Source organism: Novosphingobium umbonatum (genome assembly GCF_004005905.1).
In the GTDB taxonomy this organism is placed as follows: Bacteria; Pseudomonadota; Alphaproteobacteria; order Sphingomonadales; family Sphingomonadaceae; genus Novosphingobium; species Novosphingobium umbonatum.
The window spans coordinates 414,993-437,489 of the sequence record NZ_SACO01000002.1 but is presented as its reverse complement, the minus strand read 5'-3'; the positions used below and the strand labels follow the sequence as shown (position 1 = coordinate 437,489).

General features: G+C 63.5%; 21 protein-coding genes. 8 read left to right on the top strand and 13 right to left on the bottom strand.

The annotated features are described in order from the left end of the window. The first annotated feature begins 102 nt into the window (after positions 1–102). Entirely contained in the window at positions 103–1,572 is a 1,470-nt protein-coding gene (locus EOE18_RS04350) for an aldehyde dehydrogenase family protein (RefSeq protein ID WP_127706553.1), read from the top strand. Here the strand turns inward: EOE18_RS04350 and EOE18_RS04345 are convergent. The 10 genes from EOE18_RS04345 to EOE18_RS04300 all read right to left on the bottom strand — a co-directional run bounded on the left by EOE18_RS04345 (position 1,569) and on the right by EOE18_RS04300 (position 12,499). Next, a complete protein-coding gene (locus tag EOE18_RS04345; RefSeq protein WP_127706551.1) occupies positions 1,569–2,711 on the bottom strand; it encodes an NAD(P)/FAD-dependent oxidoreductase in 1,143 nt (380 codons plus the stop codon). The genes EOE18_RS04350 and EOE18_RS04345 overlap by 4 nt on opposite strands. Continuing rightward, on the bottom strand, positions 2,708–4,090 hold the full coding sequence (locus tag EOE18_RS04340) for an FAD/NAD(P)-dependent oxidoreductase (RefSeq protein WP_127706549.1): 1,383 nt from the start codon (positions 4,088–4,090) through the stop codon (positions 2,708–2,710). The genes EOE18_RS04345 and EOE18_RS04340 overlap by 4 nt, the downstream gene beginning before the upstream one ends. Continuing rightward, entirely contained in the window at positions 4,072–4,395 is a 324-nt protein-coding gene (locus tag EOE18_RS04335) for a (2Fe-2S)-binding protein (RefSeq protein WP_127706547.1), read from the bottom strand. The genes EOE18_RS04340 and EOE18_RS04335 overlap by 19 nt, the downstream gene beginning before the upstream one ends. Further along, entirely contained in the window at positions 4,392–6,173 is a 1,782-nt protein-coding gene (locus tag EOE18_RS04330; RefSeq protein ID WP_127706545.1) for an ABC transporter ATP-binding protein, read from the bottom strand. The genes EOE18_RS04335 and EOE18_RS04330 overlap by 4 nt, the downstream gene beginning before the upstream one ends. After that, positions 6,173–6,991 carry an ABC transporter permease gene (locus tag EOE18_RS04325; protein WP_127706543.1) on the bottom strand — a complete coding sequence of 273 codons (819 nt, stop codon included), beginning with the start codon at positions 6,989–6,991 and terminating at the stop codon, positions 6,173–6,175. Before EOE18_RS04325 ends, EOE18_RS04330 begins: the two co-directional genes overlap by 1 nt. Further along, the gene (locus tag EOE18_RS04320) at positions 6,988–7,959 is read right to left on the bottom strand and encodes an ABC transporter permease (RefSeq protein WP_425464283.1); all 972 of its coding nucleotides are present in this window, start codon (positions 7,957–7,959) and stop codon (positions 6,988–6,990) included. The genes EOE18_RS04325 and EOE18_RS04320 overlap by 4 nt, the downstream gene beginning before the upstream one ends. Continuing rightward, the gene (locus tag EOE18_RS04315; RefSeq protein WP_127706677.1) at positions 7,956–9,470 is read right to left on the bottom strand and encodes an ABC transporter substrate-binding protein; all 1,515 of its coding nucleotides are present in this window, start codon (positions 9,468–9,470) and stop codon (positions 7,956–7,958) included. The genes EOE18_RS04320 and EOE18_RS04315 overlap by 4 nt, the downstream gene beginning before the upstream one ends. After that, complete coding sequence (locus EOE18_RS04310) at positions 9,470–10,750, bottom strand: NAD(P)/FAD-dependent oxidoreductase (RefSeq protein WP_127706539.1); 1,281 nt, start codon at positions 10,748–10,750, stop codon at positions 9,470–9,472. Before EOE18_RS04310 ends, EOE18_RS04315 begins: the two co-directional genes overlap by 1 nt. Before the next feature lie 3 nt (positions 10,751–10,753). Further along, a complete protein-coding gene (locus EOE18_RS04305) occupies positions 10,754–11,422 on the bottom strand; it encodes a haloacid dehalogenase type II (protein WP_127706537.1) in 669 nt (222 codons plus the stop codon). 150 nt (positions 11,423–11,572) lie between these two features. Beyond that, the gene (locus EOE18_RS04300) at positions 11,573–12,499 is read right to left on the bottom strand and encodes a 2-hydroxyacid dehydrogenase (protein WP_127706535.1); all 927 of its coding nucleotides are present in this window, start codon (positions 12,497–12,499) and stop codon (positions 11,573–11,575) included. 338 nt (positions 12,500–12,837) lie between these two features. Here EOE18_RS04300 and EOE18_RS04295 point away from each other — a divergent pair, with 338 nt between their 5' ends. Further along, positions 12,838–13,218 carry a c-type cytochrome gene (locus EOE18_RS04295; protein ID WP_246027251.1) on the top strand — a complete coding sequence of 127 codons (381 nt, stop codon included), beginning with the start codon at positions 12,838–12,840 and terminating at the stop codon, positions 13,216–13,218. Between the two features lie 97 nt (positions 13,219–13,315). On the opposite strand, the gene EOE18_RS04290 is transcribed toward EOE18_RS04295, so the two are convergent. Next, positions 13,316–13,861, bottom strand: coding sequence for a rhodanese-like domain-containing protein (locus EOE18_RS04290; RefSeq protein WP_164852656.1), 546 nt, complete (start codon positions 13,859–13,861; stop codon positions 13,316–13,318). 107 nt (positions 13,862–13,968) lie between these two features. Here EOE18_RS04290 and EOE18_RS04285 point away from each other — a divergent pair, with 107 nt between their 5' ends. Beyond that, positions 13,969–14,721 (top strand): quinoprotein dehydrogenase-associated SoxYZ-like carrier, encoded by a 753-nt coding sequence (locus EOE18_RS04285; protein WP_246027250.1) that lies wholly within the window; start codon positions 13,969–13,971, stop codon positions 14,719–14,721. Next, positions 14,721–15,656 carry a quinoprotein relay system zinc metallohydrolase 1 gene (locus EOE18_RS04280; RefSeq protein WP_127706531.1) on the top strand — a complete coding sequence of 312 codons (936 nt, stop codon included), beginning with the start codon at positions 14,721–14,723 and terminating at the stop codon, positions 15,654–15,656. The genes EOE18_RS04285 and EOE18_RS04280 overlap by 1 nt, the downstream gene beginning before the upstream one ends. Before the next feature lie 92 nt (positions 15,657–15,748). On the opposite strand, the gene EOE18_RS04275 is transcribed toward EOE18_RS04280, so the two are convergent. After that, positions 15,749–17,164 (bottom strand): porin, encoded by a 1,416-nt coding sequence (locus EOE18_RS04275; protein ID WP_127706529.1) that lies wholly within the window; start codon positions 17,162–17,164, stop codon positions 15,749–15,751. Between the two features lie 142 nt (positions 17,165–17,306). Further along, positions 17,307–18,332: a PQQ-dependent catabolism-associated beta-propeller protein gene (locus tag EOE18_RS04270; RefSeq protein WP_246027249.1), complete on the bottom strand. Its 1,026-nt coding sequence runs from the start codon at positions 18,330–18,332 to the stop codon at positions 17,307–17,309. Between the two features lie 149 nt (positions 18,333–18,481). Here EOE18_RS04270 and pedF point away from each other — a divergent pair, with 149 nt between their 5' ends. The 4 genes from pedF to EOE18_RS04250 all read left to right on the top strand — a co-directional run bounded on the left by pedF (position 18,482) and on the right by EOE18_RS04250 (position 22,484). Beyond that, complete coding sequence (gene pedF / locus EOE18_RS04265) at positions 18,482–18,925, top strand: cytochrome c-550 PedF (protein ID WP_127706527.1); 444 nt, start codon at positions 18,482–18,484, stop codon at positions 18,923–18,925. An 8-nt stretch (positions 18,926–18,933) separates the two neighbouring features. Next, positions 18,934–19,788 carry a substrate-binding periplasmic protein gene (locus tag EOE18_RS04260; protein ID WP_127706525.1) on the top strand — a complete coding sequence of 285 codons (855 nt, stop codon included), beginning with the start codon at positions 18,934–18,936 and terminating at the stop codon, positions 19,786–19,788. A 144-nt stretch (positions 19,789–19,932) separates the two neighbouring features. Next, on the top strand, positions 19,933–21,687 hold the full coding sequence (locus EOE18_RS04255; protein ID WP_127706523.1) for a methanol/ethanol family PQQ-dependent dehydrogenase: 1,755 nt from the start codon (positions 19,933–19,935) through the stop codon (positions 21,685–21,687). Positions 21,688–21,836: 149 nt separating this feature from the next. Continuing rightward, entirely contained in the window at positions 21,837–22,484 is a 648-nt protein-coding gene (locus EOE18_RS04250) for a response regulator transcription factor (protein WP_246027261.1), read from the top strand. Positions 22,485–22,497: the final 13 nt, after the last annotated feature.

Below are 22,497 nucleotides of genomic sequence, written 5' to 3'. Positions count from 1 at the left end.
CGATGACTTCGGAAGATTACACCGTTCCTTGAGCCCCTTTGCCCAGTCGATTCTGCCGCGCGGGGTTTAGGCTGTGGCCATAACCTCCTGTGGAGCCAAGCCATGACCCCTGAATTCAACCCCGATTCCATCCGCCCCGAACTGGCGGCCAATTTCATCGCGGGGCGCAGAATTCTGGGGCAGGGCGCGGTTTTGGATGTGGTTCGCCCCTCCGATGGCGCCTTGCTGGCGCCTTTGCATGCCGCCAGCATGGACCAGATGAGCCAAGCGGCAGAAGATGCCGCCAAGGCGCAAAAGCAGAGCGGTTGGGGCCGGATGGACCCGCGCGCCCGCGCCCGTATTCTGCGCCGCTGGGCCGATGCAATCGAGGCGGACCGCGCCGTGCTGGCCCCGCTGGAGGCGGTTGGCTCCACCCGCACCTTGGGCGAAATTCTGGCTTGGGACCTGCCCTATACGGCGGAATGCATCCGCTTCTTTGCCGAATTTGCCGATAAGCATGGCGGGGAAGTGGGCGCCACGGCGGATGACCGCTTCGGCTTTACCGCCAATGAACCCTATGGCGTGGTGGCCGCCATCGCGCCTTGGAACCTGCCGCTGGTGATGGCGGCGTGGAAACTGGGGCCGGCCTTGGCGGCGGGCAATGCGGTGGTTTTGAAGCCTTCCGAACTCACGCCTTTCTCGGTGGTGCGTCTGGCCGAACTGGCCATCGAGGCGGGCCTGCCTGCGGGTATTTTCAATGTGGTGCAGGGCATGGGCCATGACATTGGCGACGGGCTGGTGCGTGCCGATCAAGTAGGCAAGGTCAGCTTCACCGGCTCCACCGCCACGGGCCGCGCGATCATGAGTGCTTGCGCGGCAACTGGCCCCAAGCCTTGCACGCTGGAACTGGGCGGCAAAAGCCCGCAGATCATCTTTGCCGATGCCGATCTGGACAAGGCCTGCGCGATTGTGGCGCGGGCGATCACGCTGAACGCGGGGCAGGTTTGCGTTGCCGGATCGCGCCTGTTGGTGGAGGCCAGGGTGGCCGAAGAGGTGACGGCGCGCATCGCCGCCCTGCTCCGCGCGCATCGGCTGGGTGAGACGTGGAACGCCTCCACCACAATGGGCCCAATCGTTTCGGAAAAGCAATTGGCGGGCATTGATGCCATCGTGCAAACCGCAAGGGCAGAGGGCGGCGAGGCGATTACCGGCGGGGCGCGGGTTGATCGTGATGGCACATTCTATCAGCCGACCTTGCTGACCGGCCTGTCGGCTGACGCCACCGCGGTGCAGAGCGAAATCTTCGGCCCCGTGCTGACGGTGCAGAGCTTTGCCGACGATGAGGAAGCCTATGCTCTGGCGAATGGCACGCGCTATGGTCTGGCGGCGGGCGTGCATACGCAGAACCTTTCCCGCGCGATCCGCGCCACGCGGGCGCTGGAGGCGGGCACGGTCTGGGTCAATCGCTATGGCCGTTCCGATGATTTCATCCTGCCCACCGGAGGCTTCAAACAATCGGGCATCGGCAAGGATCTGGGCCGCGAGGCTTATCTGGGCAGTTGCAAGAGCAAGACGGTGTTGATCGGGCTTTAGTCCCGATCAACAAACCGCGTGATGCTATAGGGCGCGATGGGAATATCGGTGGTGCCGGTGGCGATCAGCTCGGCCATGGTTTCGCCCACGCCCGGCCCGATCTGGAACCCGCTGCCCGAAAAGCCGAAAGCATGGAACAGGCCCGACACTTTCGCGCTGGGGCCCATCACCGGCAGGCTGTCATCGGTATAGCCCTCAATCCCGCTCCACACGCGGATCACCTGCAAACGCGACAGGGCAGGGGCCAGACGGCGCAGATGTTCAAACTGTGTCATGCTGTTTTGCGGCAGGACATAGGCGCGGTAATCATCGGGATAGGACGGCGCGCGGGTGGAGCCGCCCAGCACGATATTGCCGCGGGCCACTTGGCGGAAATAGACGGTTTCCACCTCGTCGGGCGTCATCACCCCCACGGCAGGGGCAATGGCATAGGGCACCGGCTCGGTCACGCTCAATGTCGGCGCGCGCGGGGTCAGCGGGATCGTCTCGCCAAACCAGCCCGCGATCTTGCCCGCCCATGCGCCCGCCGTAATCAGCAGAACAGGCGCGGAAAAGCGGCGGCCATCCTTGGCGGTCAGCAGGAAATCCTCGCCCTGCTTTTCGGCATGGACGATCTGGGTGTCTTCTACGATGTTGGCGCCCAGCCTTGCTGCCGCACGGGCAAAGGCAGGGGCGGCAAGGCGCGGATTGGCATGGCCGTCACTGGCCGAATAGGAACCCGCCAGCACATCGGGGCCGAGCCAAGGGAATTTCTCGCGCAGGGCGTTGGAGGTCAGCAGTTCCAGATCCAGCCCTTCCTCGCGGGCTAGGGCGGCATATTCCTCCATCTTGCCGATGTTTTCCGGCCGCTCGCGGAAACAGACGCGGATATGGCCGCCTTGCAAATATTCCACATCCTCGCCCAGCAATTCGCGGGCATTGCGCCAGATGCGGCTGGCGCGATTGGCCAGAGGAAGTTGGAAAATCGGGCGGCCCTGACGGCGCACATTGCCGAAATTGGTGCCGCTGGCTTGGCGGCCCACCTTGTCGGTTTCCAGCACCATGGCCGAAATGCCGCGCTGCGCCAGAAAGAAGGCGGTGGAACAGCCCATCAGCCCGCCCCCGATAATGGCGACATCGCTTTTGACGATCTGGCTCATAGGTCGATCCTTTTGAGGGCCACGGGGATGGGTTTGACCGGCGCCTGCCCGCGCAGCCTTCCGGTCTCTTCCAAGGGAACAGCGCGGGCGGCAGCGATGATTTCGGCGCTGGCATGGCCGCAATAGCGCCCCTGACAGCGGCCCATGCCCACGCGGCTGAAGGCTTTGGCGCGGTTGGCTTCCTGCGCATGGGCGCTTTGCACACTGGCGCGCAAAGTGGCGGCTGTCACCGCCTCGCAGCGGCAGACGATGGCTTCATCGGGGATGGCGGCCACCATGTGATGCGGCCATGGGAAGGCCTGCGCCAGCCCTTGCGCAAAGCGGACATAGCGCGCCTTTTCGGACAGCAGCCAGCGGCGACGGTCAGCGTCCACGGCAGCATTCACGGAAAGGCCCAGATCGGCCAGCGCGGCCATGGCGGCCAGCTCGCCGGTCACTTCGGCGCTGCGTGCGCCCGCCACTTTGGCACCATCGCCGCCCAGATAGACTTTGTTCCCCGCGCGGCCCTGCGCATCGCTTTGCGGCAACCACTGGCGGGTCAAGGCATCAAAGGCAAAGGGCACGCGGGCCAGATCGGCCAATTGCGCCTCGGGCTTCACATGCCAGCCCATGGCCACCGCATCGCCGGCAAAATGCTTGGATGCGCCCTTGTGGCGCACAGTCACGCCCGAGACGCCGCTTTGCGGATCGCCATGGATCTCCACCGGCTCCACCCCAGTCAGCACCGGTACACCAGCGCGTTTCAGATCGGCCAGCAGCTTTACCCCCTGCCACAGCAGATCGGGGCATTCGGCCAGTTTGGGTGCGGCCTTCACCCGCAGCCAGAAGGGCGAGGTATCCAGCACGGCGGCCACATCGGCCCCCGCCTTCACATATTGCGCGGCGGCCAGATAGAGCAGCGGGCCGGAGCCCAGAAAGATCACCTGATGCCCGATGGCGCAGCCCTGCGCTTTCAGGGCGATTTGCGCCCCGCCCAACGAATAGCAGCCCGCCGCCTGCCAGCCCTTGACCGGCGCCACGCGGTCGCTGGCTCCGCTACAGATGATCAGCGCGTCATAGGCGATGGCCTGTGTCTCGCCATCCTTGGCCGTCCACACATGGCCATCGGCCACATTCCACACCAGGGTTTCGGGGCGATAGTCGATCTGGCCTTCCAGCGCGGCGAAATCCTGATGGATGGCCTGCGCACGGGCGGCCTCGCTGCCATAGAGTTCGGCATGGTTACGGGTGAAATTTTCCGGCGGGCGGCGGTAGATTTGCCCGCCGGCGCGGGCGGCCTCGTCGATCACGATGGGCCGCAAACCGGCGCGCGCCACCGTCTGCGCCGCGCGCACACCGGCTGGCCCCGCGCCGATGATGATTACAGCAGGCTTGCCCATGAGGCCTCCGGTTGGCTGGTGGAGATGGCCATGCCTTCTTCCACAGGGGTGGAGCAGGCTCGCAGGCGGTGGCCGTCGGCCGTCCATACCCAGCAATCCTGACAGGCGCTCATCAGGCAAAAGCCCGCGCGGCGCCCATCGCCGGGTTCAAGGCTGGCAAATTCGCTGGTCCGCAAGGCATCGCCATGGGTCAGCATCGCCACCATCAGCGTGTCACCGGCCAGAGCCTTGATCGCCCTGCCATCGACCGTCAGCGATACCGCAGGCCGGTCGGTTTCGACCAGACGTTTGAAACGGGGCGTCATGCGCTCTCCTTGTCATGCTTGATAGGCCCGCGATGGCAAAGCCAGCGCATGCCGTCACCTGTCTTGGGGGGCGCGGGCTGATGGTCGCAAATGCCCGCTATGGCCACATCACATCGCGGCAGGAAGGGGCAGAGGCCCGCCTGTTTCTCACCACGGTGAATCGGGGCGGGTGTGGCGCCCAGCCAGCTCGGGTCCATGGTCGGCAGGCTGTCCAGCAGCAGGCGCGTATAGGGGTGATGCTCCGGCCCGTTAAAGGCCTCGCGGCTGGCCAGTTCCACCGGCGTGCCGCCATAAAGCACCAGCACCTTTTCGCACAAGGATGCGACTGCATGGATATCATGGCTGATAAACACCGTGGCCAGCCCCAGATCACGGCGCAAATCCTCGATCAGCGACAGGATCGCCGCGCCCACCACCGTGTCCAGCGCGCTGGTCACTTCATCGCAGAGCAGGATACGCGGCTCTGCGGCCAGAGCGCGGGCCAGATTGACGCGCTGTTTCTGTCCGCCCGACAATTTGGTAACCGGCCGGTCGATCACATCGGCGGGCAGGCGGGTGAGGTCGAGCAATTCAGCCACCCGCCGGTCGGCTGCCGCCCCGCGCAGGCCGTGGTAATGGCGCAAGGGGCGGGCCAGAATGCGGCGCACGCTATGGGCGGGGTTGAGCGCGGTATCGGCATTCTGGAACACCAGTTGCACCGCGCGGAATTGATCGAGCGAGCGCGCCTCCAATGTGGGCGGCAGCGGCGCGCCATCCAGAAGCACTTGCCCCTGCGCGGCGGGCAAAAGGCCGGCGATCACGCGGGCGAGGGTGGACTTGCCCGATCCGCTTTCGCCAATGATCCCCAAAGTGCCGCCAGCGGGCAGATCAAAGCTGATATCGCGCAGGACAGGGATCGCGGGCTGGCCATCGGTCACCTTGCCGTAGCCTGCGGTCAGTCCCTGCACCGACAGCACCGGTGCCGCATCGGCTGCCGAGGGCGCAGCGGGCACGGGGCGGGGCGCGTTGACAAGGCTTTGCGTATAGGCATCCTGCGGCGCGCGCAGGATCTGTTCGGCGGGGCCTTCCTCCACCAGGCGGCCTTTATGCAGCACGGCAATCCGGTCGGCCATTTGCGCCACCACGGCAAGGTCATGGCTGACATAGATGGCGGTGGCGCCGCGCCCATGGTCCACACTGGCCAGCGCGGTTTTGAAACATTTGAGCACTTCGACCTGCGTGGTCACATCCAGCGCGGTGGTCGGCTCGTCAAGGATCACCAGTTCGGGATCGGTGATCAGGGCCATGGCCGCCATCAGCCGCTGCAATTGGCCGCCCGACACCTGATGCGGGTAACGATCGCCAATGGTTTCCGCGTCGGGCAGGGCCAGCGCGCGGAACAGGTCCACCGCTTTGGCCTCGGCCTGCTGGCGGGTCATGATGCGGTGGATCAGTGCCGGTTCGATCACCTGCGCCATGATCCGGCGCGAAGGGTTGAAAGCGGCGGCTGCGCTTTGCGCGATATAGCTGATATAACGCCCGCGAAGGGCGGCCAGCTCGTCTTCGCTCTTACGATCGATGGCCATGCCGCCCACGCGGATCGTGCCGCTGGCGATACGCCCGCCATGGCGACACCATCCCATCAGCGCCAGCGCGGTGGTGCTTTTGCCCGAACCGCTTTCGCCAATCAGCGCCAGAACCTGCCCGCGTGGCAGGGCAAAGCTGATATCGGACACGATGGGCGTGGAACCAACCGAAACCGAGAGGCTCTCGACCAGTATATGGGGAGCATTTTCCATCACTGCCCCTCCGGCTTCATCGCGTCGATCAACAGATTGGTGCCCACGGTCAGCAGGGCAATCGCCAGCGCAGGGGCAAGGATGGCGGGTGCGCCTTCGGTCAGGCCCGAGATATTCTCGCGCACCAGCGAGCCCAGATCGGCATAGGGCGGCTGTACCCCAAGGCCGAGGAAGGACAGGCCCGACAGCAGCAGCACCACAAACACAAAGCGCAGGCCCAGATCGGCCAGCAGGGGATGGACCATATTGGGCAGCACCTCATGCCAGGCGATGGCCCATTTGCCCTCGCCCCGCGCCCGCGCCGCCGCCACGAAATCCAGCGCGGCAAGGTTCATGGCCAGCGCGCGGGCAATTCGGAAATTGCCCGGCACATAGGTGAGCGCGCAGATGAGCAGCAGCAAAGGCAAAGACGACCCACAAGCCGCCACCAGCACCAGCGCGAGGATCTTGGACGGGATCGAGATCAACGTGTCCATCAGGCGCGAGATCACCTCGTCCACCCGCCCGCCGCACAGGCTGGCCGCCAGCGCGATGGATGTGCCGCAAAGCGAGGCGAGCAGCGCCGCGCCCAGCCCCAGCACCACCGTATAGCGCGTGCCATAGAGCAGGCGGGAAAGCACATCGCGGCCCAGATAATCGCTGCCCAGCCAGAAACGGGCGGACAGGCCGGAGAACACATCCTCATCCACAAAGGCGCCCACCGGATGCGGGGCCAGCCATGGGCCAGCCAGCGCCAGCAGCAGCCAGAAACCTACGAAAGCAGCCGCGATGCGATTGGCAGCGGGCGCCTTGGCCCAGAGGGAGGCGAATTGTTTCATTGCGCACGTAACCTTGGATTGGCGATCAGCGCCACCATGTCGGCAGCCAGCATCAACAGCAGATAGGCCGAGCAAAAGATCATAGCGCAGGCCTGCAACAGCGGCATGTCGCGGCTGGTGACGGCATTGACCATCAGGCTGGCCAGACCCGGGAAGTTGAAAATGGTTTCCACAATGATCGCCCCGCCCATCAGATAGGACAGCGAAAGCGCCATGGCGTTGACAATCGGCCCAAGGCAATTGGGCAAGACATGGCCCAGCACCACACGGGAGAGCGAGGCACCTTTCAGCCTTGCCATCTCCACATAGGGCCGGTCGAGTTGATCGGCGATGGCGGCGCGGGTCATGCGCGCCATTTGCGCCACCACCACCACCGTCAGCGAAAGGATCGGCAGCGCGCAGGAGCGCAAGGTCTCGCTCCATGTCGCTTCGGCCGAAACCATGGCCAGCGAGGGCAGCCACATCAATTTGACGCAAAAGAGCAGCACGCCCAGAGTGGCGACCAGAAATTCGGGCAGGGCCACCATGGACAGCGAGGCCAGATTGATCGCGCGGTCGATCCATGATCCGCGCCTGATCGCCGCGGTAATCCCCATGGCCAGCGCCAGCGGCACGGCCAGCGCCGCCGTCATCCCCGCCAGCATCAAGGTGTTGGGCAGGCGTTCGGCGATAATCTCGGCCACGGGCATGCCCGCCACCAGCGATTGCCCCGCATCGGCGCGCGCCATGCCCGCGAGCCATTGCGCATAGCGGACGGGCGCGGGTTGATCGAGGCCCATCTCATGACGCAGGGCGGCAACCTGTTCGGGCGTGGCCGATTGGCCAAGGGCTTCTTGCGCAGCGTCGCCGGGCAACAGGCCCGCCAGCGCAAAGATCACCACCGATACCATGATCAGCGTGACCAAGGCCGAACCGATCCGGCGCAGCAGCAGCGGCCACAAGCTTTGTTGCCGGTGTGATCCGCTCATGCCGCCCACCATACGTTCTCGGCAAATTGATAACCCATCAACCCGCCCATCGGATGCGGGTTCATGCCCTTCAACCGGCGGTCCAGCCCGTCGATCAGGCTGATGAACACCGGAATGATCGATCCGCATTGGTCATGCACAATCGCCTGCATTTCGTGATACATGGCGCGGCGGCGGTTTTCGTCCACCTCGCCGCGTGCGGCCATCAGCAATTGGTCAAAACGCGGGTTTTTCCAGCCCGTCTCGTTCCATGCCGCATCGGATTTGTAGAAAAGGCTGAACACCAGATCGGCGGTGGGGCGCGGGTTGGTGCTGCCAAAGGATAGCGGGTGGCGCATCCAATGGGTTGACCAATAACCATCGGCGGGCACGCGGGTGATCGCCAGATCCAGCCCCACCCTTGCGCCATATTCCTGCAGCACCGAGGCCATATCCACCGCGCCTTCTACGGCGGGTCCGGCATAGATCGGCAGGCGCACCCCGCGCAATCCGCTGCGGTTGATGTGCCAGCGGGCGCGGTCCAGATCGAGCGTGGTTTGCGGGATATGCGGGTTGTAATAGGGGTGGAAGGGCGGGATCGGTTGATCATTGCCGATGGTGGCAAAGCCACGGAACAGGGCGCGCTTGATCAGCGGCCGGTCGACCAGATGTTTCATGGCGGCGATGAAATCGGGATTGCCGCTGGGCAGCCGGTCCATGCGCGAAATCAGATTGGAATAAAGCGCCGAAGGCGTGGTGGCGATCACATGGGCGGGCGAGCTTTCCACGCGCTTGGTCGATTGCGGGGCGACCGCATTGATCAATTGCACGTCGCCCGCCAGCAGCGCGTTGATGCGGCTCACCTCGTCGGGAATGGCGATCAGCTCGATCCGGTCGAGATAGGGCTTGCCCGAGACCCAGTAATCGGGGTTGCGGACCGCTACAGTGCGGATGCCGGGTTTGAATTCGGCCAGTTTGAACGGGCCGGTGCCATTGCCATCGGGCTTTGCTGTGCCCTTGCGCAGGATCAGGAAATGCGATTGCGCCAGCATGGCGGGCAAATCGGCATTGGGGCCCGACAGGGCGATCACTACGCCATAGCGGCCATCGGCGCGCACTTGCGTGAATTGCGCGGCAATGCTGGCCATTTTGCTGCCCAGCTTGGGGTCTTTGTGGCGCAGCAGGGAAAAGACCACATCGGCGCTGGTCAGTTCGCCGCCCTGATGGAAATGCACGCCCTTGCGCAGGGTGATATGCCATGTCGCGCGATCCGCGCTTTCGATCCTTTCGGCCAGCGCGGGATGGGCGATCATGTCATGGCCGATGCGGGTCAGGCCCGAATAGAGCATGAAATGGCGCACATAATCGGTCGATAGTGCGCCCTTGGCAGGGTCCAGCGTATCGGCGGTGGAGGAGGATTGCGTGGCGACGCGGATCGATCCGCCGCGTTTGGGCAGGGCAGCGCCCCAAGCCGTGGCGGGCATCAAGCCAGCGCCCATGCCGGCCAGCAAGGATCGGCGCGAAAAGTCCATCATTGCAGCGCGTCCAGCACGCGGTAATAGGCGCCGACAAAGGGCAGGAACCATGGCTTGCCCAGATGACCGGGGATGGCGGGCCATGCCAGACCATCAAAGGGATTGGCCGCAGAATTGCCGCCCATCACCTTGGCCATTTGCTGGCCCATATGGGTGGCCATTTGCACGCCATGGCCCGAATAGCCCATGGCATAGAACAGCCCGTCATGCTCCCCCGCGCGGGGCAGGCGGTCCTGCGTCAGATCAATCGCGCCGCCCCAGCGATGCTCGATGGGCACAGAGGCCAGATCGGGGAACAGGGCCAGCATGGCCTTTTCCAGAATATCCGCGCTTTTGAGATCGGAGGCCGGATTGGACAGGGCAAAGCGCGCCCGCCCGCCAAATACCAGGCGGTTGTCACCCGTCAGGCGGAAATAATTGCCGATGATGCGGCTGGTCACATAATTGCGGCGGGTGGGGAACAATTCCTGCGCCAAAGCTTGCGGCAAAGGCGCGGTGGCAATGGCAAAGCTGCCCACGGTAACGATACGGCGGCGGAACCAGCCAAAGGGCGCCTGCGGGCTGGCCCCGCCGGTGGCGACCAGCACTTGGCCTGCACTCAGGCTGCCGCGCGGGGTTTGCACCATATGGCCGGTGCCATGGCGCGTCAGGCCGGTGACGGGGGCCTGTTCCCAGATCTGCGCGCCAGCTCGGGCGGCGGCCTGTGCCAGCCCCACGCCAAAGCGGCCGACATGCAATTGCGCGCTGGTGTGCTGGATCAAGGCTCCATGGAAACCCTCGGCCTTGATCTCGTCCTTGACCCCTGCGGCATCGACCAAAGTGACATTGGGGTCCACTTCCGACAGGGCGCGATAGGCGGCCTCCAGCTTGGGGAAATGTTCGGGCTTGGCGGCCAGTTTGGCGCGGCCTGCGCGGCGGAAATCGCAGTCTATGCCTTCCTCGCGCGCCAAGCGCTCTACCGTATCCACCGCATCGCAATGGGCCAGATACCATTGCCGCGCCTTGTCCATGCCATGGGCGGCGGCCAGACTGGCAAAATCATGGGCGGTGCCCGCATTGCATTGCCCGCCATTGCGGCCCGATGCCGCGCCGATCACTTGGGCTGCTTCCAGCAGGGCCACGCTGGCCCCGCTTTTGGCCAGAGCCAAGGCGGCGGACAGGCCGGTGAACCCGCCCCCGATGATGGCCACATCATAGCGGCCTTCCACAGGCCCCGCCGCGCCGCCGGTAAAGGCGGGGGCACTGGCTTGCCACAGGGAGGGGGCGGGCTCGGTCATACCTTACAGGCCAACCAGCGCGGGCAGGCAGCCGATATGGGGGATTTCCACATCGCGGTAGTTACCGTTCGAAGGCTCGTGCCCGCGGCCCACAAAGACGCGGGTGCCAAAGCCAAGGTCAGTCGCGCTGTTCTGGTCATAGCGGAAGGAGGAGGAGACATGCATGCCCACTTCCGGACCCCAGCCCAGCTGGTCGAACATATATTCAAACGCCTGCAGGCGCGGCTTGTAGGCCTGTGCGCTTTCGGCGGTGTAAACGGCGTAGAAAGGCGCGCCCAGCTTGGCCACATTGTCGTGGATCTGGCTGTTCATCGCGTTGGACAGGATCACCAGCGGGATCTTGGTGCCGATTTTCGACAGGCCACCGGGCACATCGGCATGCGGGCCCCAGGTGGGCACGGCCTGATAGATCGCCTCGCCATAGCCCTCATCATAGGCCACGCCATATTTTTTCGCGGTGCGGGCCAGCGCATTGCCGATCACCTCGCGATAGGGCTTCCATGCGCCCAGCACCTCGTCGAACCGATAGGCAGAGAAATCCTTGATGAAGGCTTCCATCTTGGCTTCGTCCAGCACATTGCCGTAAAAGTCGCGGGCCATCTCGCCCATGTGGAATTTGATCAGCGTGCCATAGCAGTCAAAGCTGATGAATTTCGGGGTGAAGATCGTCATGGTCCAGCTTCCTTCCATCGGCCACGCATGGGGCGGCGCTTACCCTCACAATAGGCCACTGGCCGCGCGGAAGATGCAGCCGATTGCGAATAGGGCAAAGGGCTGCATGCCGTTTTTTGCCGATGCCATTCGGCACAAGATGCTGCGGCTTTAGTAACCCTTGGTCCGGTCTATGTCGCCTGCCACGCTCTGCCCCGCCATCACCGCGCGCAAGGCATCCATCAGCGCATAGACGGCGGTGTCGATACGGGTGACGCCGGCAATATGGGGGGTGAGGAAAACCGCCGGATGCGCCCGTAAAGCATGGGTTTCGGGCAGGGGTTCGGGGGTGGAAACATCCAGCATTGCCGCGCCGATCTGCCCGCTGTCCAAGGCTTCGATCAGATCATCCTGCACCAGATGCCCGCCGCGCGCCACATTGATCAGGCAGGCCCCCTTGGGCATTTGCGCGAAGGTGTCACGGCACAGAATGCCGCGCGTTTCGTCCGTCAGAGGCAGCAGGCAGACCAGAATGTCGCATTGGGCCAGAAAGGTGCCCATGCCATCGGCGCCGTGGAAGGTGGTCACCCCTTCAATCTGGCGCGGCGAACGGCTCCAGCCCGACAGGCGAAAACCGATGGGCGACAGCATGCGGATCGCGGCCTGACCCAGTTCGCCCAGCCCCATAAAGCCCACGCGGCGTTCGCGCGCCATTTTGACCGGCAGATAGGGGAAGGTTCCCGAGCGTTGCCCCGCCACCAAGGCAGGCAGATCGCGGTGCAGCGCCAGCACGGCCATGGTAACAAATTCGGCCATGGTGGTGGTGATGCCCGGCTCGATCATCCGCACCACACGGACATGGTCGGGCAGCAAGGACAGGTCCAGTTGGTCCACGCCCGCGCCGATGGAGAACAGCACTTCCAGATTGGGCAGGGCGGTGATGATTTCCTCGCTGAGCGTCCATGCGATCAGATAGCGCACCTCCTGCCCATCGCCGATGTCGGGCCAGCAGCGGAAGGGCACTTGCGGCAGATCACGCGCGAAAATCTCGGCCCAGGCCTTGCCGCGTGCGGGGTCGCCACAATGGAGGATGGTCATGAAAATCTGTCCTGCTTGGAGGGGGATGGGGGGAGCTTCTGTCCGGTATTCCATGGCCAGCCTATGGGCGACAAGACGCATTTGTGACCGAATTGCCCCAAGGGCGCGGCGCGAAATTCCGAAATCGGAACGGGGATGCGGGGCGTTGGAGCGTTTTCCGATCATTCAGGATCGAAAAACGCGATAAGCCCGCGCGGCGATTGAGCGTTGCTTTTCCGTTCGCGTCAGCTTGAACGGAAATCGCCCTAACGTTCCAAAGTCCAATAGCGCGGTTGGGCCGCTTCGTGGCAAATTCTGCAGGCAAGAATAGGCCTTATAAGGCCAGCGGGAGAATATTTATGCTGTTTGCGAAAGGTTTGGCCCTTGGGGCTTTGGTGATCTCCATGGCGGCGGCGGCCCATGCTGCTCCGGCCCAGGCTGCTCCGGCCACGCCGCCTGCGGTGTTTGCCCGTTGCGCGGTATGCCATGACGCCACCAAGGGCGGGCCGGACAAGATCGGCCCCAATCTGCACGGCGTGTTTGGCAAGAAGGGCGGCGAGGGCAAGTTCCATTTCTCCGCCCCGTTCAAGGCGGCCAAGCTGAAGCTGGATGAAGCCACACTGGACAAATGGATCGAGGCGCCGATGACCATGGTGCCCGGCACGGCCATGGCCTTCCCCGGCATCAAGGATCCGGCCAAGCGCAAGGAAATCGTGGAATATCTCAAGACTCTGCGCTGATTTTGACGCGCTATAGTCCGTTTCTGGACGGGCCCTTCGGGTCGCACTCGGTTAAGGTGCCTGAACAGAAAAGAGGCGCCTGAACAGGGGGGGCGTCTCATCGGGGATGGAGCATTGCGGTTGGTCCACCGGCGGCGCTCCATCCTTCCACCCCTTCCTCCAGCCAGAAGACATGGGTTCGCCCTTCGCGGGCAAGACGGCGGGCCGCGTTCCAGCCCATCCAGCAATCCTGATGGCAGAATAGCACCACCGGTGCTTGGGGCCTTGCCGCCACGATGGCCTGCAATCGTGCCCATGCCTCGCTATCGGGCGGCGCCTTGCCCGCAGCGGGCAGCCAGACTGCGCCCTTGATGCTGCTATGCGGCAGGGCCAATTGCCATTCCCCCTTGGCATCGCGCAGCCCGTTTTCGGGCATGGCCACATCGATGAACAAGGCATTGTGCCCCGCCACCATGCGCAAAGCCTTTGCCAGCGGCAGTTTGCGTGCCGGTTCGGGCGTGCGGTCGACCGGTGCGCGATATTGGCCGCTGCGATAGCCGTCGGCGTCAAACAAAGGCGCGGGCGCAGGCGATTGCGCCAAGGCCAAAGAGGGCAGGGCGCAACAGGCGAGAGCTATTCCCCAAAACCGCGCAAAGCACCGCATGGCTACACCCTTTCTTTGTACCAAGGTTCTATAGGACAGGCTTGGCTTGTGCCCTAGAGTGCTTTGGTATGATGCGGTCTGTTGCGCCTTGGACAAGGATAGGTCTGTTGGCCGGAGCCAGTCTGGCGGCGGCATCGCCCTGTGCGGCAGAGAGTGCCTTGCCCGCCGATCCCTTGGCCTCGCCCATGTGGGCCTATCGTGCAGGCGAGATATTGGATGGCAAGCCGGTGGTGTTTGACGGCAAGGTCCAGCTGTCCATCCCCATGTTGGCCGAAAACCAGCGCCAGTTTCCGGTGATGGCCGATGCGCGCGCCCTTCAGGGCGTGGTCAGGCTGTTGATCTGGGCCGATCTCAACCCCATTCCTCTGGCGGTGGATTATCGTCCCGTGCAGGCGCTGCCGGTCATCGCCACCCGCATCAAGCTGGACCAGCGCACGCCTGTGCGCGCGGCCGCGCAAACCGCCGATGGCGTGTGGCATATGGCTGGGGCCTGGGTGGATGCGGCGGGCGGGGGCTGCTCGGCGCCGCCGCTCAGCCGTGCGCGGGGGGATTGGGCGGATCATCTGGGCGAATTGCGGGGGCGGCTATGGTTCAGCCCGCAAGCCTTGCGCCTGCGGTTCAGCCTGCGGCACCCGATGGATACCGGGCTGGTGGCCAATATCCCTGCCTTTCACATTGATCAGGTGGCCGTGAAGGATGCCGATGGCAATGTGCTGGGCGAACTGCGCCTGCAGGCATCAGTGGCCGAAGACCCTGCCTTTACGCTGGAATTCGCTCCTGCCTTGCGCGGCGTGGTGATCGAGGCGCGTGATACGTCGGGCCATGACAGCCGTGGCCAATTGATGGTGGAGAAGCCTTGATGCTGGGCCGGCGCGCTTTTTTGGCGGGTGCGGCCTTGGCCTTGGCGCAGGGCAAAGCCTTGGCGGCGACCTCTGCCCCGCTGCCCAAGGCAGAGCAGGTGGGCGATGGCCTATGGGTGGTGCGCGGCGCGGATGAACCGATCGCATGGGGCAATGGCGGGGCGATAGCCAATAGCGTGATCCTTGATGCGCCTGCGGGAGCGGTCCTGATCGATCCGGGCCCATCGCGGCTTTACGGGCAGGCCTTGGGGCGGCTGGCCCAGCGGCTATGCAGCAAGAAGGTGGGGATGGTGTTGATCACCCATCTCCACCCCGATCATGCGATGGGGGCCTGCGCCTTTGATCCGGCGATCGTCCATGCCCTGCCGCAAACCCGCAAGGATATTGGCGAGCAAGGCTCCGACTTTGCCGATGCGCTTTATCGCATTCTGGCCGGGGCGATGCAGGGCACCACGGTGCTTACCCCGCAGGGTGATCTGGCGGCGGGGCCGTTGGATGCTATGGGGCGGGGCTTGCAGCTTTACGCGCTGAACGGCCATTCGGCGGGTGATCTGGTGGTGCTGGATGAACAGACGCAGGCGTTGATCACCGGCGATCTGGTGTTTCACAACCGCGCTCCGGCCACGCCGCATGCTCGGATCGATCAATGGCAGGATAGTCTGTCCAAGCTGGAGGCGATCCCCCATCGCCTGTTGATCCCCGGCCATGGCCCGCTGGACACAGGCGGCGAGGCCTTGGCACAGACCCGCGACTGGCTGGGCTGGGTGCAGGACAGTCTGCAGCGCGCGGTCGATAGTGGGCTGGATATGGTCGAGGCGGGGGCGTTGCCGATCCCCGATCGTTTCGCCCCATTGCGGCAGGCCCGCTATGAATGGCAGCGCAGTGTGGCGCATTTTTACGCCGGTCTGGAAACGCAGGCGCTGCCTATTTTATAAAGCCTCTCTTATAAAGGCCATCTTGTAAAAAATGTGGCCGGGGGAAAGGCCTCATCCCCCGACCACATGGCGTCACACAGCTATGGCTGGCATCAGAAGAACAGAATGCCCCCCACCGCCAGCGCATCGCTTTGCGCCGCATTGCCATTATGGGCCTGTGCCTTGGCATGGATATATTCGCCGATCAGCGTGACCCAATTGGTCAGGCGATAGCGGGCTTGGCCCACATAGCTGGAGTTTTTGGACACCAGCGTGGGATTGGCCAGAGCATCGGCGGCATTGGCATATTTCAGATTGCTCTCGCCATAGCTGCCGCCAACCGAGAATTTGCCGAAGCTGGCCAAGGCTTGCAGATAGAAGCCATCGCTCTTGCGCGCATTACCCGAAGCATCGGTGTCAAAAAGGCCGAACACGGTCGTGCCCAGACCCTTGGCGGTGTAGTAATAGCCGGTCAGCGTCAGCGGGCCGGTGGTGACACGTGCGCCTGCATCCAAGCCTTCGCCGGTATAGCTCTTGGCGGTCAGCGAGTCGTGCTTCTGGCTGATACCTGACAGCCAGAGATGGGTGGACACCCCGCCAAACTTGCCATCATGGCTCAACTTGGCCTGAAAACCGGGGGCCGCATTGGCCTGTGCGGGGCCGGTCAGCGAGGACAGGGGCTGGAACACGCCCACCGAGATTTGCGCGCCGCCCATGCTGGGCGAGCTATAGGTCATTTGCGGCTGGAAATCGGTGTAGATATAGCCCGACCCGATACGGCCCAGCGTGGTGTTGCCGGGGGCCACATTGCCGCCGGTCGCGCCGGAGGACAGCAGGGTGATGTCGTTGAGAATCGCATCCGACCCGAACAGGCCAATATCGCGGCCGATCTTGAACGTGCCCACATTGGGCTTGCCAAAGGTCAGATAGGTCTGGCGGAAGTCGATCCCTGCCGTGGCCAGCGCGGTGGGCTGTCCGCCATTGTTGGCGCCCAGTGCGCCCCATGCGGTGCTGTTGATGCCCGGATACATGCCAAAGAAGGCGCCCACATCCCAACCGGCCTGCTGGGTGCTGACCGAGACGGTGAGGAAGCCGGGCAGCAGGCCGTTGCGTACCGAGCTGGAGCTACCCTTGCCTACGCTGGCAATGCCGCCGGTAACCGCCGTATTGGCCGAAGGCGTGGCCGGATTGTCATTGACGTAATAGCCATTGACCGAGCCGGTGAATTTGATGGTCGCCACGCCCAGATCCAGCCCGATGCCGCTGCTGGTGGGTTTGGCATAGACCGCGTTGCCGGAGGGTGCCGCGACGGATGCTGGGGCAGGCGTAGCCACCGGAGTTGCCGCTTCGGCCTTTTCCTCGGCCAGCATCTGGGTGTAATCTTCGTCGGACAGAATGCCCTTTTCATGCAGGCGTTTGAGCAAAGCCTGTGTGGTGGGGCCTGCCATAGCAGCCTCGGGCACCACCATGGCCAGCACAGCCAAAGCGCCCAGCGCAGCCGAAGCGCGCAAGCGATTCTTCGATTTCATCGCAATCCCTTCCCTGTTTTTATTCTTGAGCTGTCTTGCGAAGCAGCAGGGGAAGAATGCGCGCTAGATCAGGGGTGGAAAATTGGACCTTGGTCCTCATCCCTTGGGAGGAGATTAGAGGAATATCCGGAAAGGGGCCAGTTCAGCCACCCGAAGGCGCGCCCGATCCAGTGATGGCCACGCCCCACGCGCCTTGTCCCGCCGGAACCGTTGCCATGACTTTGCGGCTGGCGATGTCGATGATCGACACATCATTGCTATTGCCATTGGCGACCACGGCTTTGGTGCCATCGGGGGTGATTTCCAGCAGCCACGGCCTTGCGCCCACCTTGATATAGGCCTCCACCTTGCGGCTGGCCACATCGACCACCGCCACCATATCGGCACGGCCCAGCGCGATCAGCGCGGTCTTGCCATCAGGCGTAAAGCGGATGCCGCAGGGCAGGATCCGCATATTGGCCACACCGGGCGGGGCAAAGGGGATGGTGGCCAGCACCCCATGGCTTTGCGCGTCCAGCACATGCACCACACCGGCCATCTCTGCCGAGACCCAGACCTCGTTCCCGTCGGGGCGATAGGCCGGATAGCGCGGGCGGCCCTTGATCGGCACCTTGTCCACCACGGAGCGATCGATCAGCGATATGAAGGCCAGACTCGCCCCATCCTCGCTGGCGGCGGTCAGCCAATGACCATCGGGGCTTTCGCTCAGCCCTTCGGGCTCGCGGTCCACGCTCACCTGCCACAGCACCTTGCGGTCGGCTATGTCCAATGCGCTGACCGCACTGTCATCCTCGTTGGAGACGAAGAGCACCTTGCCATCGCGCGACAGGGCGAATTGTTCAGGATCGCTTCCCGCCGCGATTTGTGCGACCAGATGGCCGTCCTGTCGGTCGCGCATTTCCACCGCATTGTCGGTGCTGGTGCAGATCAGCACATAGCGGCCATCGGCGGACAGGGTGATGCCACGCGGGCGGCGGCCCACGTTCCAGGTCGCCACCGCCTTTTGCGCTTCGACATCCACCACGCTCACCGTCGCGTCGCGCTCGTTGCTGATATAGGCCAGCGTCGCGGCATAGGCGCTGGGGGCGCCATGGGGCGCAAGAGCGAGAAAAGCCGCCAGCGGGCAGGCGATGCGCGAGGTAAGGGTCAGCTTCATGGATCCAGTCATGCCCCAATGCCTAGCCGATGCTATTCTACCATGGTGCAATTGGGGGAATCCGCGCATCTGCCTATTCTGTCACCTGTTAAAAATTGCTTGCGATAAGGCGCAAGCTCGCCGCGGCGCAGACTGCGGTGTTCGGGAGAAAGAGCGAACTCATGGAATGGACCCCATCGCGGGTGGCGCTGAGCGCTGCCGCCCTGATTTTGATCGCCTCGGCCGGTGCCCGCCTGTCGGCGCATGGCAATGTGACGCCGCAGGCGGTGGACACTTCGGCGCTGCCCGATCTGGAAGGCGGCAATGATAAATGGGTTCAGCACAATCCCTATCGCGGCAATGCCAAAGCGATCGAGATTGGCCAATCGGCCTATGGCCAGAATTGCGCGCGTTGCCACGGGCTGGACGCGATCTCGGGCGGTATTGCGCCCGATCTGCGCTATCTGGAACTGGGCGATAGCGGGGATGAATGGTTTATCCAGCGTTTCCAGCACGGCTCGGTGCGCGATGGTAAGGTCTATATGCCGCCGATGGGCGAGGTTTTGGGCCAGAAGGCCGGTTGGGCGATCCGCGCCTATCTTGAAACCAAGCATAGCGAGGATTGATCCTGCCCATGCGCCCCGCCCCCAATCGCCGCCAGTTGCTGGGCGGCCTGATCGCCTCGCTTTTCGCGCCCCATGCCATGGCCGCGCCTTTGGCCAAGGTGAGGGAACTGGGCGTGTTGCGGGTGGGGGTGTACAAGCACAACCGCCCCTGGTCCTGGAGCGAGGACGGGGTGCTCAAGGGCATCGACGTTGATCTGGCCAAGGCTTTTGCGACCAAGCTGGGGCTGCGACTCGACATCGTGGAGTTCACCGCGGGCGAGAATCTGAGCGATGATTTGCGCAATGTGGTGTGGCGCGGGGGCTTGCTGGGGTTCCAGCGTTGCGATGTGATGATGCATGTGCCCTTTGAGCGCAAGTTGCAGCAAGACAATGACAATGTCGCCATCGCCGCCCCCTATTGCCGCGAAGGTTTCGCCGCCGCATGCGTCGAGGGTACGCTCGATTGCGAGGCGCCGCCGGTCAGCTGGCGCGGCAAAAGATTGGCAGCCTCGACCACCTCGATTGGCGATTTTTACCTGATGGCCGGTTTTGGCGGCATTTTGCGAAACAGCATCGCCCATTTCAACACCGGCTATGAAGCAGTGGCGGCTTTGGGCGAGGGCAAGGCCGATGCGGTGGTGGCCAGCAATGCCGAGGTGGAAGCTGGCCTTAAAGACATGAACAACCCCAAGCTCCGCCGCCGCAAGGCGCCTTTGCCGGCGATGATTTCCGAAGGATGGGATGTGGGGATCGCCGTGCGCGAAGATAGCCGCTCGCTCAGCGATGCGATCGAGCGCGTTTTGGCCGCCATGGTCAAGGATGGCGCGCTGGCCAAGATCTTCCTTGCCCATGGCGTGGCGTGGCAAGCGCCTCTGGCGGGGTGAACCCATGCGCCATGGGCCTTTTCCTTCTCCCAAGGTCCAATTGCCGGGCGCGGGCCTGTCTATAGGCTCCGTTCCTATCAAGCCTGACGGGCAAAATTTCCGTTCCGACCAAGCCTACAAGAAAACACATAACAGGAGGGATTGATGAAGGGCTCTTTCATTCGCACTGGCTTTGCCGCCACGGCGGCGCTGGCGGTTGCCGCGCTGGCTTTGGGCGCACCGCTCAAGGCCGCTGGTCCGACCAGCGAGGACATCAAGAACGACGCCACCTCGACCGGCGACGTGCTCAGCTATGGCATGGGCCCCAAGGCCCAGCGCTTCAGCCCGCTGACCCAGATCAACACCGAGACCGTCTCGCGTCTGGTCCCCGCTTTCGCCGCCTCGCTGGGCGATGAAAAACAGCGCGGGCAGGAATCGCAGCCGATCGTCTATGATGGCACGATTTATGTCACCGCCTCCTATTCGCGCGTCTTTGCCTTTGATGCGCGCACGGGTGAAAAGAAGTGGCAATATACCGCCCGCCTGCCCGATGGCATCATGCCCTGCTGTGACGTGGTCAACCGCGGCGCGGCGATCCATGGCGACAAGATCATTTTTATGACGCTGGACGCGCATATTATCGCGCTGAACCGCCACACCGGCAAGGTGATCTGGAACAAGGCGGTGGGCGACTATCAGGCCGGTTATTCAGCGACCGCCGCACCGATGATCGTCAAGGATATGGTGATCACCGGCAATTCGGGCGGTGAATTCGGCATTGTCGGCGCGGTGCAGGCGCGCAATGTGGATACCGGCGAGCTGATCTGGGACCGACCCGTGATCGAAGGCCATATGGGCACGCTCAAGGGCCAGCCCAACGGCATGACCGGCAAGCTGAACGCGACTTGGCAGGGCGACCTGTGGAAGACCGGCGGCGGCGCGACCTGGCTGGGCGGCACCTATGATCCGGAAACCAACCTGATCTATATGGGCACCGGCAACCCCGCCCCGTGGAACAGCCATCTGCGCCCCGGCGACAATCTCTACACCGCCTCGACGCTGGCCATTGATGCCGATACGGGCGTGATCAAGTGGCATTACCAGACCACCCCGCATGATGGCTGGGACTTTGACGGGGTGAACGAATTTATCCCCTTTGACGCCACCATCAATGGCAAGCCAATGAAGCTGGGCGCGAAGGCCGACCGTAACGGCTATTTCTTCGTGCTGGACCGCACCAATGGCAAGTTCGTGTCGGCCAACAAATTCGTGATGCAGACCACCTGGGCCAATGGTTACAACCAGAAGACTGGCCGCCCCAATGTGATCGAGGAAGGCCGCCCCGGCGCCCCGCTGGGCGCGGAAAAGGGCAAGATGGTGTTCTCCAGCCCCAGCTTCCTGGGCGGCAAGAACTGGATGCCCATGGCCTATTCGCAGCAGACGGGCCTGTTCTATGTCCCCTCCAACGACTGGGGCATGGATATCTGGAACGAACCCATCGCCTATAAAAAGGGCGCGGCCTATCTGGGCGCGGGCTTTACCATCAAGCCGATCGCGCCTGACCATATTGGCGTGCTGCGCGCGATGGACCCCACCACCGGCAAGATCGTGTGGGAAGCTCCCAACAAGGCGCCTTTGTGGGGCGGGGTGATGACCACCGCTGGCGGTCTGGTGTTTACCGGCACGCCCGAAGGCTATCTGAAGGCCTTTGACGCCAAGACTGGCAAGGAGCTTTGGAAGTTCCAGACCGGTTCGGGCGTGGTCGGTTCGCCCATCACCTGGGAACAGGATGGCGAGCAATATGTGGCCGTCATGTCGGGCTGGGGCGGCGCTGTGCCGCTGTGGGGTGGCGAAGTGGCCAAGACCTTCAAGGAAATCAGCCAGGGCGGCGCCTTGTGGGTGTTTAAACTGCCGCGATAAATTGTGGCATAGGGCGGGGGGCTGGTCTATCCAGAGGGCAGCCCCCCTGCATATCCCCGAAACCAAGGGGGGCAATAAGCATAAGGGGTTGAAGGATGCATAACCCGAGCCATAAGGCCGCCACCGAATCTGTGGCCGATCCCTATGTGATGGCTCCCGCCGGAGAGCCTGAGCGGGTGTTGATCGTGGATGACCACTCGCTGGTGCGCGACGGGTTGCGCAGCATCTTTGACGATACTTTCCCCGATTGCGACATTCTCGAAGCCGAAAATCTGGACGCCACCTTGCAGGTGCTGGCCGACAATGCCGAGGTGGATCTGGTGATGCTGGATCTCAACATCCCCGATGTGTCGCGGCTGTCGGGACTGACACGGCTGCGCGAGGAATTTCCGCATATTCCGGTGGTGATGGTTTCGGGCGAGTTTGACGCGCGCACGGTGCAGGATGCGCTGGCGATGGGGGCGGCGGGCTTTGTGCCCAAGTCTTTAAAGCGCGCAGCGATTATCGAGGCGCTATGTCAGGTGCTGGCGGGCGAGATCTATGTGCCCGACATGGGCGATGACAGCGCCCAGACCGAGGTGGACAAGATCCGCACCCGTATCGACAGCCTGACCGGCCAGCAAAGGGTGGTGTTGGGCCATCTGGTGGCAGGCAAGCTGAACAAGCAGATCGCCTATGAGCTGGATGTGTCGATCACCACGGTAAAGGCCCATGTCTCGGCCATTTTGCAAAAGATGCGGGTGTTCAGCCGCACGCAGGCGGTGATCCATGCCAATCGGGTGGGGTTCAAGCTGTAACGCCTTTGCCCGC

Bases quoted from the DNA above. Each gene is read 5' to 3' on its own strand.
- EOE18_RS04350 (WP_127706553.1), top strand. From the start codon at position 103: ATGACCCCTGAATTCAACCCCGATTCCATCCGCCCCGAACTGGCGGCC.
- EOE18_RS04345 (WP_127706551.1), bottom strand. From the start codon at position 2,711: ATGAGCCAGATCGTCAAAAGCGATGTCGCCATTATCGGGGGCGGGCTG.
- EOE18_RS04340 (WP_127706549.1), bottom strand. From the start codon at position 4,090: ATGGGCAAGCCTGCTGTAATCATCATCGGCGCGGGGCCAGCCGGTGTG.
- EOE18_RS04335 (WP_127706547.1), bottom strand. From the start codon at position 4,395: ATGACGCCCCGTTTCAAACGTCTGGTCGAAACCGACCGGCCTGCGGTA.
- EOE18_RS04330 (WP_127706545.1), bottom strand. From the start codon at position 6,173: ATGGAAAATGCTCCCCATATACTGGTCGAGAGCCTCTCGGTTTCGGTT.
- EOE18_RS04325 (WP_127706543.1), bottom strand. From the start codon at position 6,991: ATGAAACAATTCGCCTCCCTCTGGGCCAAGGCGCCCGCTGCCAATCGC.
- EOE18_RS04320 (WP_425464283.1), bottom strand. From the start codon at position 7,959: ATGAGCGGATCACACCGGCAACAAAGCTTGTGGCCGCTGCTGCTGCGC.
- EOE18_RS04315 (WP_127706677.1), bottom strand. From the start codon at position 9,470: ATGGACTTTTCGCGCCGATCCTTGCTGGCCGGCATGGGCGCTGGCTTG.
- EOE18_RS04310 (WP_127706539.1), bottom strand. From the start codon at position 10,750: ATGACCGAGCCCGCCCCCTCCCTGTGGCAAGCCAGTGCCCCCGCCTTT.
- EOE18_RS04305 (WP_127706537.1), bottom strand. From the start codon at position 11,422: ATGACGATCTTCACCCCGAAATTCATCAGCTTTGACTGCTATGGCACG.
- EOE18_RS04300 (WP_127706535.1), bottom strand. From the start codon at position 12,499: ATGACCATCCTCCATTGTGGCGACCCCGCACGCGGCAAGGCCTGGGCC.
- EOE18_RS04295 (WP_246027251.1), top strand. From the start codon at position 12,838: ATGCTGTTTGCGAAAGGTTTGGCCCTTGGGGCTTTGGTGATCTCCATG.
- EOE18_RS04290 (WP_164852656.1), bottom strand. From the start codon at position 13,861: ATGCGGTGCTTTGCGCGGTTTTGGGGAATAGCTCTCGCCTGTTGCGCC.
- EOE18_RS04280 (WP_127706531.1), top strand. From the start codon at position 14,721: ATGCTGGGCCGGCGCGCTTTTTTGGCGGGTGCGGCCTTGGCCTTGGCG.
- EOE18_RS04275 (WP_127706529.1), bottom strand. From the start codon at position 17,164: ATGAAATCGAAGAATCGCTTGCGCGCTTCGGCTGCGCTGGGCGCTTTG.
- EOE18_RS04270 (WP_246027249.1), bottom strand. From the start codon at position 18,332: ATGACTGGATCCATGAAGCTGACCCTTACCTCGCGCATCGCCTGCCCG.
- pedF (WP_127706527.1), top strand. From the start codon at position 18,482: ATGGAATGGACCCCATCGCGGGTGGCGCTGAGCGCTGCCGCCCTGATT.
- EOE18_RS04260 (WP_127706525.1), top strand. From the start codon at position 18,934: ATGCGCCCCGCCCCCAATCGCCGCCAGTTGCTGGGCGGCCTGATCGCC.
- EOE18_RS04255 (WP_127706523.1), top strand. From the start codon at position 19,933: ATGAAGGGCTCTTTCATTCGCACTGGCTTTGCCGCCACGGCGGCGCTG.
- EOE18_RS04250 (WP_246027261.1), top strand. From the start codon at position 21,837: ATGGCTCCCGCCGGAGAGCCTGAGCGGGTGTTGATCGTGGATGACCAC.